The organism is Microbacterium sp. SS28 (assembly GCF_022761035.1).
In the GTDB taxonomy this organism is placed as follows: Bacteria; Actinomycetota; Actinomycetes; order Actinomycetales; family Microbacteriaceae; genus Microbacterium.
Map to the genome: position 1 here is coordinate 383,978 of NZ_JAKWJP010000001.1, position 15,247 is coordinate 399,224.

A 15,247-nucleotide genomic window follows, 5' to 3' on the forward strand; every position below is an offset into this window, starting at 1 on the left:
CAGCACCACAGATGTCTGTCTGCGCGATCCAATACTGTCCGAGGGTCGATGGTGCACTTCCGGCACCGACCGGACGCGTTCATTGACGGAAGGATCACCTTATTCGTCCGGGCCTGCTTTGAACGTGACTCAGGCCGGTGGCGCAATCTCGAGCGCGCCATCGCGCCGAAACGCAACGGCGATCCGCGACGCGAGGCGCTCGAGGTACGAGCGCCAGGCCAGGTCTGTCATCACGTCGTCTCGGCTCGGGAAAGGCAGATCGACGAGATGAAGACGGAAGTCGGGCGAGGTCGCCCGCTCAAGAATCGATCGCGTGCCCCCCGCCGCAGCCTTGCGCGCCGGGTAGAAGACCGCGGCGCTCTCGGGTCTTCCGATCTGTGGGGCGTCCGCGGTGTAACTGTAAGCGAAGAGCTGGTATGCGTCGGCCGCGCCGATAGTCGACTCGTCTAGCTTGTACTTCCCGTCGGCGAGGATCGCGTGGCCGTCGAGTGCAAAGAAAAGATCGGCGCTTCCTTCGCCTCCGCCAGTCCACGGGGATGACACCGGAAGCTGCTCGGCGACACTCCCGCTGTCGGCGCAGATGCGGAGCGCATCGGCAAGCACCTGCTCCCACCACTTCTCCATGTAGAGGCTGATCGTGATTGTGCGCGAGGTCCAGGCTTCGTGTCCCTCAGGCACGATCGCGTGGCGGCTCAGGACCTCAGCGGCGAGGTCGAGCGCGACCCTCCATGGCTGGTCGAGTGGCGACATTGCGAGACGACGGTGGGCGAGGAGCGCGCGTTCGCGATCGAGGATGGTGACGGAGTCCAATCTCCGCGCGAACCCGATAGCACGGGACTGAAGCGAGCCGACAATCGTGGAGAGCCGACTCGGCGCCGGGTCGGTCGCAACAACCCGGAGCGCGGCTAGCACGATCCGCAGGACGTCTGTGTCGGTGGACAGCTCATCGAAGGTTGACTCCACGGTGGGTCGGCCGGTTGTCAGTGCCAATGCGAGGCTCTGCGCGGAGAGCTTCCCGCGCGGCGTTGCCAACGACTCGGTCCGAGTCCGGTATCGCGGCCTGACCCGGTCGATGACTCGACCTACTTCATCGAGCAACATCTGCTGGGAGACGATCCTGAGCAGGGATGCCTCGGGGGACCCCTGATACCCGGCACCACCTAAGACTGAGCGCTGTCGCTTCACCAGCAGCATCACCCGGACCACGTCCTCTAAACTCCGCCCGGCGGGCCTCGGCTCGGCTACCTCATCGACGCCAACAAGACGCACCCGCTCCAACAGATAGCCGTCATGCGTGCCCCCCTCTGCCTCTGCCCCTGCCTCTGCCTCACCGCCCGTCTCCAGGAGTCCCTGAGCGATCAGGTCGCGGACGCCTGGCTCCGTCACGATCTCCACCGTGTCGAGCTCGAATAGCGTGACGTGGGTCGACATGCCGCGGTGGTGATGGATCGCCGAAACGGCGCCACGGGCGTCAGCCCACGGCTTTGGCAGCACCGTGAAGGTCAGCGCGCCTCCAGCGCCATCTGAAATGGCGCAGAACCCCGCGCGCGTGCCGCGAGGACTCGCTTTGATGGCTATTCGGTCGCTAATCATTTGCGCGTTCGTCGGTGGTATCCTCATCTGCACCGCTTTGAGCATCTACCGTCGTCAGAGCCGCTGGAATGTACTCGTCAATCGAGAGACCGCTGGTCAGGCCGAAGCCTGTCTTCACGATCTGCAGGCCGAGCTGCCCGTTCAGGAAGCGTTCGAATTCGGCAAACCCCTCACGCACCTTCGCCTGTACTTCGTCAGGCAGGTTACTACTGAGGACCCACGCTTCGCGGTGTCCCGAATCGAGGAGCTCGGGAACGAACGCCTGGGTCACGGTATCGATTAGTTGGGGAAGAATCGAGTAACGCCATACGATGCGTTCGCCGCCATCACCGCGACCAGATTCAGTGGAGCGAAAGGCCCCGAAGCTGCGTCCCGAGGCATCAGCTGTCGATCGGCCGGTGTAGAAGGACCGGTCATCGAACGACTTGAGAACAGAATCCTTGGCGCCGGAGAACGGCGTGTACTCGAGACGAAGCCGTCTGACGCCGAGTGGGCTCAGTACCATGACGCCGTCATTCAGAGTCTGCACAGGCAACCTGCCGCCACCCTCGTCCAGGGTGTCGAGTCGGTAATTGCCCGGCCGACACAGCTTCACCTGCGTGTAGAGGTGCCCGAGATACTCAACCTCGACCGGGACGACGTTTACGCCGTTGTCGAGCTGATCGGCCGACACGGATGCCGCGATCGCGGTTAGTAGTAGGTCGACCCATTCCTTCTTCGGCAACTGAACCTGTGTAGCGCCGCCGCCCGCTCCGGTCGTGTTGCGAACCTCCATCCAGTAGCCGGTGAGTCCAGGCACACGAGGATCCAGCTCGAATAGGTAGCTGTGCCCGAGCGTGCTGTCTGGCCCGAGGGCGAAGCGCAGCGCGACGTTGAGCTGATCAAGCGCATCCACGGAACGCGAGATGACCTCCGCGCCGACTGCGGGCAGTGCGACACCAAGCCTGTCCTTGAGGTCCTCACCGACCAGGGGATCCACGTGAAGGAATGCGAATCGTCGGCGCAAGGCAGAATCGAGCGGCGCGATCGAACGATCAGAGGAGTTCATCGTCCCGAGGATGTACAGGTTATCCGGGACGCCGAGTATCTCGTTCGAGTATGCGAGTTGGGTCGCCGCACCTCCACTCCAGCAGTCTGCATGATCGGTATCAGACTTCGTGCAGCTCGAGTCATGAGTGAAGCGCTTGGATGCCTCGAGCCCAAGGAGAAGGTCGCCGAGAACGGCGGATACGTTCGCCCGGTTGATCTCGTCTATCAGCACGAGGAAATCGCGGTCGGGCTGCGATCGCGCCTCGCGCACCCACTCGCGGAAAACCCCGGGCAGAAGCTCGAATCCTTTCGGAGAGCCTTTCGGATTGTAGCGAATCCCCTCGACGAACTCCTCGTAGCCAGTGCTCGGATGGAATGTGATTGCCCAGTGTCCACTTCCGTCGGCGAGGCGCCCGTCGGCGTCAAGGCCGAGCATCCGCGGCCAGGCGTCTGCGATCGCCGCAACCGAGAAAGACTTACCGGTGCCTGGCGGACCTTCCAGGATGACGTTCCTGAACACTTGAAGGGCAGTGATCGCCTCGGTCGCTAGCCCGCTTGTCATCCCAATACGCTCTCTTCTCTACCGAGGACGTGATCAACCAGCCGAGACCGTGCCGACGAACGGATCGTGTCGGAGGGTTCCCGGTCGGTCACCCGTCGGCTTATAGACACAGGAATACGCGTGCTCAAGGGCCGGGAGGAGCTCGACGAATCCGAGCTCGTCCGCGATCACCTGGTCAATCTCATCCGTGATGTCGCGCATTTCGGAGAGCACATAATTCCCCATGTACTTCCCCGCGTACGGGGTAAAGAGCATGTGGTTTGGGAAATCGGCCACTAGGCGCTCCGCAGCGGCCGACAGGCGGGCTCTCCCGGCTTCGCTGAACCGGGTCGGATCGACCGGGATCTTACCCAGCACGGTGTTCGTCAGGTGGAAGTCGTCACCGGTCGAGTACCACCAGACGAATGCGAACTTCGACGCAGCCACGGCGAGGAATAACCGAGCGGCCACATCGTCGTCCACGGAGACTCGCGAACCGCCAGTCTGTTCGGCTGTACGGCCGTCTCGCTCATAGGCAGGAGGCTCTCGCAGGTAGATCGACAGCCAATAGAGGGGCACCTGCTTGAATCCGACCGACGCCGAACCCGACTTACTGCGAATCAAGCTTCCGAGCGCACCAGGTGCTTCGTCTGCCTTCTTCACAATCTCAAGGTAACCCTCGCTCGTCACGCGCAACCATCCGAACTTGAGCCTCACCTTCGCCGGAAGTTCAACGTACTTCAGCGTCTCGAAGAGCGCCGGGCGGTAGGCGTCGTACCAGCGGTGCGTCTTGGTGACATAGAGCTCCTTGTCACCGCCGCCACGGTGTCCGACGAGGATGGTGCTCCGCACACCGAGACCCGCGCTGAAGAGTGCCGCCGGGTTGCGCGAGAAGTTACTCACCCAGATCCGCCCGAAGCGGGCCTCCAGGAACTCGCGAAGCGTTGCAAAGTCGTCGCTGAATGTCGCCGAGATCGGGATGATGAGGGCCATACGACCGTCTGGACCCGTGATCTGCGATGCCCTCTCGGTACACGGCGCATAGATGTCGGGCAGCGCGTCGGTCTTGAATCCCTTGTAGGAGTACTCGGTGACGTTCTTCCTCTGGATGTAGGGAGGGTTGCCAATCACCACGTCAAAACCGTCTCGGTCGAAAACTTCCGGGAACTCGATGAACCAATGAAACGGCCGCGTTGCCGCAACCCAGTCATCGAAGCTGCTCTTTCGCTTCTCGATGGCGTAGTACTGCCGGTTCGTCTCCGCGCGAGCCTTCTGCAGCACGCTCTTCAGGTGCGCGCGGCGCATTTTGACAGCAGCCGCATCGTCGGCTTCCTGTGCCTGTCGGAAGGCGCTGTAGGCATCCTTGACTAGCTCCGACGACGCGCGGGCCTGCCAGGAGTTGTCGTCGGCGATGAGCAGCCCGTCACTAGCGATGTCAATCTCGTCGGGGATACGAGCGCCGACGAGCATGTTGCCAGTCTTTATGTTGAAATCGAGGTCCGGGAGCGGCTCGATCTTCTGCGGGTCAGCGATCGCCGAGGCTAGCTTGAGGAAGAGACGAAGGCGGGCCACCTCGACGGCCTCCGGCATGATGTCCACGCCGTACAAGTTCGCCAGGCAGGCATGCTTGAGCAGGTAGTAATCTCGCCCGCCCTTGTGACCGTCCACATCGTCCCGGAGCGCATCGAGCCCGGCGTCGACGCCGCGATCCACGAGATCCACTGTTTCGAGCAAGGCGGAATAGACCGGCACGAGCAGGTTCAGCGCAGCAAAGAGGAATGCGCCGGAGCCGCAGGTCGGGTCGATGATGTGAAGGTCCGTCAGCGCTGCCCAAATCGACCGCAGCTTTGACGGGTCAGTGACTCGCCTGATCGCGTCCACCGCGAGCGCCTCGATATTAATGTTCGCCGAGACCGCGGCATCCACGCTCGTGACCGTGCCGGCCGCCAGCAGATCACGAGTGACCTCCAGGTAGTCGCGCCGGGCGTCGATCTCCCACCAACTCTCGCCAGGCAGGGCGTGCTGGCCATCCACTTCGCCGAGCCACGAGGGGCGTCGGTGTGAGGTACGCTCGGCCTCGATCTCCGACGGGATCGGGTGCTCAGTCCCGTGGCGGAGCGAATCCCAGATGTACCGCGTGGGGTCGGCGGGCAGGAGGTCCCAAACAAGCACGCCGATCTTCTCCAGGTGCGAGACAATCACCGGGAGCAGGGTCGACCGGGTCATGAAGTGGGTCACGTCCTCCTTCGTGTAATACGCACCCATCTGCTTCGAGTTGACGAACTGCTCGAAGATGTAGCCGAGGACATCCGGGTTGATTTCATCGCCCGCGGACGGCGCAGTGTCGAGGTGCCAGGTGTAGTCGGAGAAGAAACCGAGGATTCGCTCGAATGCACTGTCGGGGATTGTGATCTGCCCTCCGAACTCCTCCTCGATCGGCGTCGGACCGAAGAGCCCGCCATTCACGTAGGGCACCTTGCCAAGAATGCGCTCGATGTCGCGATCCGCGATGGGGGTGTCCTTCTCATTTAGCTTTTCGAAGAAGAGCGGGAGCAGAGCATCGCGGTAGAAGCCGTAGTACTGGTCGCGCCCTCGGAGCTGCTGCACGCCTTGCAGGGTGTGCTCCAGGTACCAGAGGTCGCCGTTCAGGAACTCCTTCTTCTGCATGAAGTAGAGGAACATGAGCCGGTTGAGCAGGGTCGTCGAGTACGCCTTCGCAAAGCCCTCAGTAAGCCCGGCGATCTCTTTCGCGAGGTTCTCATGTTCCGACGCAAACCGGTCGTAGAACTTCTTCGTGACATTCGAAGCGTCGAAGTGCCCATGAATGCGGTCAAGGACATCGGTGAGATGGAAGCCCTTCCGGTGATCTTCCTGCGTGAACGTCAGCCCGGCTAGGCGTTGCGCCATGAACGTGGGGAGTACGCCTGGGGCAGTCGCCATCCGTTCGAAAGTGGTGGTGCCCGCAGCAGTGGTCCGGGGCCAGTGCCAGCACCAGGAGTCCGGAGCCTGGAAGAGCTCCATGCACTCCGCAGAGAGCGGGGCCAGCGCGTTGTGGACGGCCTTCATAGCCTTCGGCGTCGGCTTTGTCTCGCACTGAACTGTATAAACGCGGAAGCCCTTCAGCTGCGCCGCCATCTTTGGAAGGAAGGTCCCCTCCTCGGTCTCGACTGGCCCGAGCGTGCCGGTTGGCGAGTCCCAGAAGAGTCCCGAAACGAAGACCCCGGTCAGTCCATCAGTCTCGAAGCGCCTCTGCAACGCCGCCGTCTTCGTCATCCCTGCCGCCATGGGTCGACCTCCTCTGTGGGTCCGACGGGGTTGAACCCCATCGAGGTGACGACCTGAACGCGATCAGCGCCAAAGTCCCGGACGTCGAGCAGCACCTTGTCGTCGTTCATCATGAGGAGTCGATCGATGAGATCGTCCGGGTCGCCGAGGACGCGTGCGGCCCGGAGGATGCCGACGACATCCTTCTTTGCGGTCTCTCGGATCGGGCTGGCGTTGACCGCATCGATGAGCTCGCTGAGGCGCGCGCGAGTAATCGTGACGATGTCGATCCGATCCACCTGACGTTTGAGGAAGTCGTAGAGCTGTTTCCGCAGGCCATGGTTAAGCAGCACGGTGTTCTGCTTCACTTGCTCCGTCATCATGTCGGCGGCGCGCTGCATGAGGGTGAACTGATCGCTCAGCGCTTCGGCGGCTGCTTCGGCGTACACACTCTCTGTCGCCTTGAGTGCCTCCATCGGCGTGAGCAGCTTCGTCTCAGCACTCGTCGTCCGAATCAGCAGGTCGGTGCCGGCGTCGGTGCGTCCGTAGGTGATCGCACTCGGCAACCCTTCGAGGTCGATTGCCTTGGTCGAGTACACGAGGTCCTCGAGCGTCTTGGCGATCTCCCGGTCCTGCGGTGCGGCTTTGTCCCAAATGCCGAGCGCGTACGACGAGGCGTCGACTTCGCCCTCGTCTTCGCTGAGGTTCGCCTTGCCATTAAAGAGACCGGAGACATCGATTGTAAAGTCGTCATCCTCAAAAAACTGCTCACCGCCACCAAGGATCTGGTGGGCGTTCTTGAGCCGCTTCTGCAGCCGCTCGCGCAGCTTGATGATCGCCTCGACCCCTTCCTGCGGCAGGAAGGAGATGACACGGATCGTGTCAGCTCTCTGGCCGACGCGGTCGACGCGGCCGGCGCGCTGGATCACCTTGATGATCGTCCACGGCAGGTCCCAGTTCACGACGATTGCCGAGTCCTGGAGGTTCTGACCTTCACTCAGGACGTCGGTGGTGACGAGCACGTCCACCTCGGTCTCGCCGGTCGGCAGCCCCCCGAGGTGGTCGTTCGCTTTGGGCGCGAACCGTCGGGCCACCTTCACCGCGTCACCCGACTGGCCACTGGCCGAGGCGATCGACCGCTTCGTCCACAGGGGCAGGTGCTCCGCGATGTAGTCGACGGTGTCCTTGTACTCGCTGAATACGAGCACCTTCTCGCCAACGGGCAGACCGTTGATCAGTCCAGCGAGCGCCTTCAGCTTCGAGTCGTCCTCAGGCCTCCAGACGCCATTTGAATCGAGGAGATCCTGCAGGATGTCGCAGTCCTCCCGGATGTTACGGAGGAGCAGATCCTTCTTGAAGAGCTCCGGGCGAGCCCACCGAATCCCGGCGGGCTTCCTTGCCGAAAGCTCCTTGTAGGCGCCCTCGGCGTAGTCGAGCCACTGCTGCGCGGTCCACCGGATGCCCCATGCCGCAGATGCGGCATCCGCGAGCTCATCGTCTGTATCGACGTCGTAGTCGACGTCATCAAGGTCGAAATACTGATCAGCAAAGTTCCCAAGCGGGATCCTCAGGTTCTTCGACAGCGCGTGTTCGAGCACTGCATTGCGGGCGATCATGCGCTTTACGGTGAGGATGAATGCGTGGGCGCTTGATGTTAGGCGCTTGAGCGCCGTGGTACGGATGAAACCTGCCGCCGCCTGGATCGACTTTTCCAGGTCGGCGATGAGCTCCTTCTCGGCCCTGTCCTCGCCCACGATGTCTTCCTTCAGATACCTGCCGAGCTGGTAGCGGGCGTAGGTAAGGTTCTCGACCGCATTGAAGGTGTCCTCCGTCGCGAGCGCGTCGTTGGGGTCCTTGGCGCCGCCAGGGTACTTGAGTCCCTCCGCGACACGCTTGGGGAAGCGGAATGTGGTGCCGTCTGGGAACTGAAGGTTGACTTCGCCGGTCCGCTCGTCCTTCCGCCCGTAGGTCGCCTCCAAGAACTTGCGCGTGCGGCGGACGAGGAACTCGCTGAGGAGACGCTGCCAGTCCTCGTTGTGCTCTGACTGATCGAAGGCGGCAAGGCTGTCGAGGCGACCTCCGGTCTTCTTCGCAACTTCCTGCGCGCCCTTGCCGGGACCCTTAATCGCATCGAGCTCGGCAATGTGCTTGTCCGGACGGATACCAAGCGGCTCATCCCAGTCGAGCTTCAAACCAAGCTGACCGCCGATGTCCTTATGGCGAGCGTTGAACATGGTCGCCGTGAGGAGGACAACCTTGCTGTCATTCTCGGCAACGTAGGCGTGGATCGCGTCCCATGCCTTGCGAAGCCGGTTCCGCAGATTGTGCGACTCGTCGATGAGGACGATGCGGTAGCGCCGAAGGTCAGGCAGCTCGCGATGTACCATGCTGAGGCTGATGACCTTGCCCGGGATGTGGAAGCGGTACAGGTGCTCCTCCCACATCTTCACGAGGTTCTTCGGCGCAATGACGAGGACGCTCTCGCCAACCGTCGCCGCGATCGCCGTACCGGTGAGCGTCTTGCCGAGCCCCACGACGTCGCCAATTACGGCAATACCTTTGCGCTCCAGCAGGCGTGTGGCCACCTGGACGGCGCTGATCTGATGCGGGAGAAGGACCTTCTTCACCTCCGGCGGGATGTCGAGAGTGACACCTTCGCGAGCGTCGCGAGATAGTTCGAACGCAAGCCGCAGGTAGACGTAGTACGGACTCGGCTGCTCCAGTCGAATGAATGACTCTTCGAGCACGCGCTCCAGCTCGCGGGTGATGTCGACCGAGAAGTAGTCGTCCCAGCGAGCCTCGAACCATTCGGAGAGCTCCTCCGCGACCTGCTGGTCCGTCTCCTCGAGGCTGAGCTCGCCCTGCTTGACAAGCCCCGCGGCAGTGAAGTTCGACGAGCCGACGATCGCGCGCCGATTTTGCATGCCCGCGGCCTCGTGGGTGATGTAGAGCTTCGCGTGCAGCGGCTCACGAGCCACGAACTTCACCTGGAGTAGGCCGTCCGCCAGGTCAGTCTGCAACTGGCGAAGTCCGGCTACCTCGGCCTTGGACGGCACGCCCCATGTAAGTTGTCGAGCGAATCCAAGGACTGCCTGATCCGCCCGGTTAACGGCAGTGCTCATGTCCACAGCCTGCTGCCCGCCCTCAACGGCCTGCCGGACGGTGTCCTCGATCGGTACTGCCATGCCCACCAGAAGTCGCACCTGCTTCCGACCCTCGGGAGTAGGCCGTCGCATTGTGCCGATCGCTTCGCGCAGCAGCCGCCATCCACGAAGGTTGAAATAGCCGACGCAAGCGTCGAACGCGTTCGCGTGCGGCAATACCGCGCTGAGCGCGTCACGGAGGCTGAGGTCCTCGTTGTCGACAATCTTGCTCATTTGCTACTTTCCGCGAGTTGGTCTACGCGCTCAAGTGCCCGGTGAACCACTCGTCCGGACGGGCCACCGACATGCGCTCTATCTCGTGCGCGATCATGGATGGCGAGAACGTCCCCGTAGGTGTTTACCCTCAGGGACGCTGCGCTCCCTACGGTAGCGGCGACGGCCGACGTCGGGCGGTCATCCGTGTCCGCGTCGGCAATATCGCTGCCTTTCATGGCAAAAGAATGCGCGTGAAGATCCCGCGAACGATTTCGTTCCCGGGTCGGGACCAAGGTAGCCGAGCACGCACGGGGTGGCGCTAATGCACCGTCGACGGATCCGTCTGCGGCGATCCGCTGTTCCCGGCCACGCGGCTGGGCGGCATGCAGTTGGAGCGGGGAGCTCACGACGACTATCGCGATCGGTGAACGCTCGACGATTCCCCACACACGCTCCTGATCTTCGGTGTCAGCATCAAGCCAGGCGTTCGTCGCGGGCACAGCAAAATGCCACCCGAGGGCTCGAGCGCTCTCTGCAGCCTGCCCGCGTCTCCGCCGTTCACTCCGCGACACCCAGTTCTCTTCGGCCAGGATAAGAGTGCTCGCAACCAGTCGGTCGACCGGCGCCTATTCGAGGGAGTGCAGCAGTGCGAAAGCAGATCAACGTCGTCGGTGCCGTGATCGTGCGAGACGGCACCGTCCTGTGCGCGAAGCGCGGCCCGCTGGGGAGTCTCGCTGGGCGCTGGGAGTTTCCCGGCGGCAAGATCGAGCCCGGAGAGACCGCCAGGGCAGCTCTAGAGCGGGAGATCGCCGAGGAACTCGAGTGCGCTGTCGACGTGGGCGACGAGGTGACAAAAACAGCCTACGAGTATGACTTCGGCGTGGTCACGCTGACGACGTTCTGGTGCGAGCTGCTCGAGGGCAGCCCGAGGCTGACGGAGCACGCCGAAGTGCGCTGGTGTTTGCCCGGCGAGCTCGAGGAACTCGACTGGGCTCCGGCCGACATCCCCGCAGCCCGAATGGTGTTCGCTGCAGCGGGCAGCGGACAGCTAGGGCAGAGCTAGCTCGAATCCGTCCCCGTCGCGCGAAGCGACTGTGATGCCGAGGTCCGCCGTCAGCTCTTGCAGGTCAGCGTCCACCCGTCCTGGCAGGAGAATCATCGGCCTCGCCTCGGCGTCGAACGTGCGGGCGTTGTGGGTGTAGTCCAGCACCTGGCCAATGGCCATGCGGACGTACTCGCGTCCTGTGGACTTCTTCGCCTCAACCACCCACCCCTCGTCTTGGACATATAGGTCAGGCTCGATAATCGCTCCGGCGACTGGGAGCCGCAGCCTGCTAGGTGGCGTACCGCGCTCGATGAGCCACGATCCGAAGTCTGCCTGAAGTTGGAACTCCTGACGCGAGACGACACGATCACCTGGAGGGAGCTCTGTCGCGTCGACGATCACGTTGATGTCGGACGCATCGGGCGGGTCCCACCGCCCAATCTGAGGTTTGAGCAGCCGAAGCTGGCCAGGGTTGGGAGCGAGCAGCGTGGCGTTAGCGTCGAGCGGCACGAGGTTGAAGATGATGGCGCGTCTCTGATGACCGTCGGCGCCCGGTATCTCGTGGAAAGCGCAGACGGGATCGCCCGTCGTGAAGGCTCCGACGTACGTGGCGTACGGAGGTTGAGCATTGAAGACGCGAATCATGCGGCCCTCGTCAGCAGCATTCAGGAGTGACTTGTTCCCGCGGGTGAACGCTTGATTCCCCGACTGGCCCTCACCCGTATACGCGAAACTCCCGTCGGGCTGGAGTCCTTCGTGAAGGTCGTACCCGTAGCGCGATCCGCGCGCGGGGTTCGTGAAGATGAAGATGTCGGAGGTGCGGCTCGATGAGGAGATCCCTCCCTGTTGCCCACCGCCGTACTGACGGTGGAGCTGCTTGCGGCGCACCGTGTCGCCGACCTCGAGCGCCCACTCGCCGGGTGAACGATCGACCGCTGCGAGCCTCGATCGCACCTCTTCGGCCTGGAGATCGTCAAGCACCCAACGAGTCGTGTCCGCCGGCAGAGTGCCGTAGAGATCGCGAAGAATGTCCCGCACCCGCTTCTGGCTTACACCGGCCTCCAGCGCCAGCAGCGCCGGAGTTGTGGGGTCCATAGCCGCAGCGTATCGGTCTCGGGGCCCTGGTATGAAGCACTCACCATGCGGTCGACCGAACACACGACCCGCCGCTCCGACAATCAGCCTCCATAGCGCTCGGGCGCGATGCAGTGCGCGCCCGCGAAGGGTTGCTAAGCGGAGCGCGCCAGCGCGGAGTCTGCAAAGAGTGAGCGGGTGAGAACGGAGTCACGACCGATCGCTAAACTCTCGGCTTCGGAGGGAGACGCCCTCCACCACAACGCCAGTTGGCGACGTCTTCCGCCATCTATCCACATCTTCTGCCAGCTGCGTTGACGGCCCTCGACTCGTGTCCGACACTGGGCGGAGACTGAGCGTCAACCGTCACGAGCGGAGGTCGAGATGGGCACAATCTCCCCGTACGAAACGGTGAGCGGGCGTCGCTACCGCGTGCGCTACCGAAAGCCGGATCACACCGAGGCGCAGAAGCGCGGCTTCACGACGATGCGCGAGGCCAAGTTGTACCTCTCCATGGTCACAATGTCCAAGTCGAAGGGCGAGTACATCGACCCGTCCTCGTCGCGGGTGCCGGTCCAGATGTTCGCCGACAGTTGGCTGCGGTCCAAGCAACCGCCGATGTCGAAGCCCTCCTACTGCGTGACGCTCGAGCAGGCCTGGAGGAACCATGTCGCTCCGATCTGGGCTCATAGGGAGATCTCCTCGATCCGCCGTTCTGAAGTGCAGGATTGGGTGTCAGAACTCGCAACTCGGAAGTCGCGCACCGTCGTTCTTCGCGCCTTGGGAGTCCTCGCCGGCATCCTCGATGTCGCCATCGACGATCGTCGCCTCACGAACAACCCCGCCCGCCATATCCGCAATCTCCCTCGGAACGGTCCGGGCAAGCGTCGTGTCTACCTCTCGCACGACCAGGTCACGACACTGGCGGCGTGCTCGGCGCATCCAACCATGGTCCTGACGCTGGCGTACACCGGCCTGCGATGGGGCGAGGCCACGGGACTGCGAGTGCGCAGCGTCAACCGGCTGCGTCGACGCTTCGTCATCGAGGAGAACGCCGTCATGATCTCCTACGAGATTCACGTCGGCACGCCGAAAACTCACGAGAAGCGCTCGGTCCCTTACCCGGAACGTCTCGCTTCGATGATCGAGCAGGCTTGCGCCGGCAAGGGCCCGGAAGGATTGCTCTTCGGCGACGGCGTCAACCACATGCGTAACTCCGGCAGCCAGGGTTGGTTCGCCAACGCGGTGAAGCGCGCTCAGGCAGTCGACCCATCGATTCCCCGGCTTACGCCGCACGACCTCCGTCACACCGCCGCATCGCTCGCGATCAGCTCCGGCGCCAACGTGAAGGCGGTGCAGCGGATGCTGGGACACGCGTCAGCGGCGATGACACTCGACACCTACGCCGATCTTTTCGACGACGATCTGGATGCCGTCGCGGCGCGACTGAATGACGCGATGCGGCTGGTGGCGTTGCCGGCGGGTCCGCAGACTCGCTACGCCCGTCCGCACCAACCGTAGAGCACATTGCTCAGTTTTTCGTCCGGCCGCGAACCGCTCGGAGTGCTCGATTTCGGCGGTTTGAGACGCCAAACGAAGCCTCTCGAAGGCACTCGAATCAGCCTCGATTTGGGCTCATAGCATTCTCAAATGCGGCCAAAAAGCGGCCAAAAGCACAATTTGAGTGGTCTGACCACAGAAGGAATCCCTGGTCAGAAGCTAAAAAAGACTGTGCCCCTGGAGGGACTCGAACCCCCAACCGTTTCCTTAGGACGGAACTGCTCTTCCATTGAGCTACAGAGGCTGGCGGCATCCAGTCTACGGCGACAGCCTCGATCGCCCCGCCACGCGCAGGCCTACTCGTCGCGAACCGCGACGACCACCTTGCCGAGGCCGCGGCCCTCGCCGTGGTGGGTGAGGGCCTCGGCGGTCTTTTCGAGCGGGAATCGCCGGTCGATGTGGATACGCACGTCGCCGGCGACGCAGCGGTCGGCGACGGCCGCGAAGCGCGAGGGACCCTGTTGCACCATGAGGATGCCCATGCGCCGCCGCGTGGCCAGCCCGGCGAGGGCTCCCACGGTCGCGATGCGCAGCAGCGTTCGCACCGTGCCGCCGACCATGAGGTAGCGGCCGCCCACCGCGAGCGCGCGGCGGAGATCGGACACCGACCGCTGCGCGACGAGGTCGACGATGACGTCATAGGGCCCGGTGCGCGTGAAGTCCTGCGTGCGGTAGTCGATCACCTCGTCGGCGCCCAGTCCGCGCATGAAATCGAGCTTGCCCGCGTTGTCGACGGCGGTGATGTGGATTCCGGATGCCGCGGCCAGCTGGATCGCGAACATGCCGGTGCCTCCGCCGGCGCCGTTGACCAGCATCCGCTCCCCCGCCCTCGCGCGGGCAACCGCCTGTGTGGCGATCGTGCCGGACTGCGGGATCGTGGATGCCTCTGCGAAGGAGAGCGCGGACGGCTTACGGGCGAGCGCATGGACGGGTGCGACGGCATACTCCGCGAAGCCGCCCTGCCGGGCGAGATTGTCGCCGTAGACCTCGTCGCCGACGCGGAAGTCCGAGACGCCGGCGCCCACGGCGGCGATGCGCCCCGCGATGTCGGACCCGAGGATCCGCCGACGCGGGCGGCTGAGCCCGCCGATGCGCGCGTATGCGGGACTGCCGTGCAGCCCCTCCCAGTCGCTCAGGTTCACGCTGGTCGCGACGACCTCGACGAGCACCTCACCCGGGCCCGGGGTCGGAGTCGGGACGTCCTCCACCCGCAGGCCGGACGGCGGCCCGTATCGGTCGTAGACGACGGCTCTCACAGGAACAGTGTGGAGCAGGCCGCTTGGCGACGCATCCGTCGGCGGCGTGTCGATCAGACTACCCAGCGCTGTCGACCGCCACGATGAAGCATCGCTTCACGTGACCTGGGGGTTAGTGTGCATCCGACTCTGCTCGAGACGCTGTCCGCATGGGTGCTGATCGTCGGCTTCGCGATCTCGCTCGTCTACGAACTGTGGCGCGCGAGCGCGAAGGCCGGCACGTCGCGGCACGACTCGTGGCGCGCGTTCCTGATCTGGAATCTGTGGCTCTACGTCGTCGTGGCGGTCGTGATCGTGCTGCTGCTCGCGGGAGTGCCGGGCGCCGCGTGGGTCGGCCTCGTCTTCTCAGTCCTCATGGTCGTGATCTCGGTGGTCTACTACAACCCCGTGATCATGCTCGAGCGCAAACCCGCCCTGATCGACTGGATCGAAGACCTTGTCTACACGGGTCTGCTCTTCGTCGTCGCCGCCTTCCTCTGGCTCGAGGTCGCAGGTCTGACGCTCTCCTGACCGGCGGGGCCCGCGC

The 15,247-nt window shown here is 63.6% G+C and carries 9 protein-coding genes and 1 tRNA gene; 3 read left to right on the forward strand and 7 right to left on the reverse strand.

The features are described 5' to 3' along the window. Positions 1–129: 129 nt before the first annotated feature. From MJ607_RS01745 to MJ607_RS01760, 4 genes are read right to left on the reverse strand one after another with little or no spacing between them, the layout of a single operon-like run. On the reverse strand, positions 130–1,638 hold the full coding sequence (locus MJ607_RS01745) for an McrC family protein (RefSeq protein WP_243073825.1): 1,509 nt from the start codon (positions 1,636–1,638) through the stop codon (positions 130–132). After that, the gene (locus MJ607_RS01750; RefSeq protein ID WP_243073826.1) at positions 1,586–3,184 is read right to left on the reverse strand and encodes an McrB family protein; all 1,599 of its coding nucleotides are present in this window, start codon (positions 3,182–3,184) and stop codon (positions 1,586–1,588) included. The genes MJ607_RS01745 and MJ607_RS01750 overlap by 53 nt, the downstream gene beginning before the upstream one ends. A 33-nt stretch (positions 3,185–3,217) precedes the next feature. Next, complete coding sequence (locus MJ607_RS01755) at positions 3,218–6,436, reverse strand: Eco57I restriction-modification methylase domain-containing protein (protein ID WP_243073827.1); 3,219 nt, start codon at positions 6,434–6,436, stop codon at positions 3,218–3,220. Further along, the gene (locus tag MJ607_RS01760) at positions 6,433–9,804 is read right to left on the reverse strand and encodes a helicase-related protein (RefSeq protein WP_243073828.1); all 3,372 of its coding nucleotides are present in this window, start codon (positions 9,802–9,804) and stop codon (positions 6,433–6,435) included. Before MJ607_RS01760 ends, MJ607_RS01755 begins: the two co-directional genes overlap by 4 nt. Before the next feature lie 628 nt (positions 9,805–10,432). Here MJ607_RS01760 and MJ607_RS01765 point away from each other — a divergent pair. Beyond that, positions 10,433–10,849, forward strand: coding sequence for a (deoxy)nucleoside triphosphate pyrophosphohydrolase (locus tag MJ607_RS01765; RefSeq protein ID WP_243073829.1), 417 nt, complete (start codon positions 10,433–10,435; stop codon positions 10,847–10,849). On the opposite strand, the gene MJ607_RS01770 is transcribed toward MJ607_RS01765, so the two are convergent. Next, positions 10,835–11,926 (reverse strand): YDG/SRA domain-containing protein, encoded by a 1,092-nt coding sequence (locus MJ607_RS01770; protein ID WP_243073830.1) that lies wholly within the window; start codon positions 11,924–11,926, stop codon positions 10,835–10,837. The genes MJ607_RS01765 and MJ607_RS01770 overlap by 15 nt on opposite strands. Positions 11,927–12,289: 363 nt before the next feature. Between MJ607_RS01770 and MJ607_RS01775 the strand changes: the two genes are divergently transcribed. Then, complete coding sequence (locus MJ607_RS01775) at positions 12,290–13,426, forward strand: site-specific integrase (RefSeq protein WP_243073831.1); 1,137 nt, start codon at positions 12,290–12,292, stop codon at positions 13,424–13,426. A 211-nt stretch (positions 13,427–13,637) separates the two neighbouring features. Here MJ607_RS01775 and MJ607_RS01780 read toward each other — a convergent pair. Further along, positions 13,638–13,709 (reverse strand) — tRNA-Arg (locus MJ607_RS01780). 52 nt (positions 13,710–13,761) lie between these two features. Beyond that, positions 13,762–14,721, reverse strand: a complete 960-nt coding sequence (locus MJ607_RS01785) for an NAD(P)-dependent alcohol dehydrogenase (protein WP_243073832.1) — start codon at positions 14,719–14,721, stop codon at positions 13,762–13,764. Positions 14,722–14,838: 117 nt separating this feature from the next. On the opposite strand from MJ607_RS01785, the gene MJ607_RS01790 reads away from it, so the two are divergent. Then, on the forward strand, positions 14,839–15,231 hold the full coding sequence (locus tag MJ607_RS01790) for a hypothetical protein (RefSeq protein ID WP_243073833.1): 393 nt from the start codon (positions 14,839–14,841) through the stop codon (positions 15,229–15,231). The last annotated feature ends 16 nt before the right edge of the window (positions 15,232–15,247 follow it).

Coding starts and splice junctions, on each gene's coding strand:
- MJ607_RS01755 (WP_243073827.1), bottom strand. CDS start 6,436: ATGACGAAGACGGCGGCGTTGCAGAGGCGCTTCGAGACTGATGGACTG.
- MJ607_RS01775 (WP_243073831.1), top strand. CDS start 12,290: ATGGGCACAATCTCCCCGTACGAAACGGTGAGCGGGCGTCGCTACCGC.
- MJ607_RS01770 (WP_243073830.1), bottom strand. CDS start 11,926: ATGGACCCCACAACTCCGGCGCTGCTGGCGCTGGAGGCCGGTGTAAGC.
- MJ607_RS01750 (WP_243073826.1), bottom strand. CDS start 3,184: ATGACAAGCGGGCTAGCGACCGAGGCGATCACTGCCCTTCAAGTGTTC.
- MJ607_RS01745 (WP_243073825.1), bottom strand. CDS start 1,638: ATGCTCAAAGCGGTGCAGATGAGGATACCACCGACGAACGCGCAAATG.
- MJ607_RS01760 (WP_243073828.1), bottom strand. CDS start 9,804: ATGAGCAAGATTGTCGACAACGAGGACCTCAGCCTCCGTGACGCGCTC.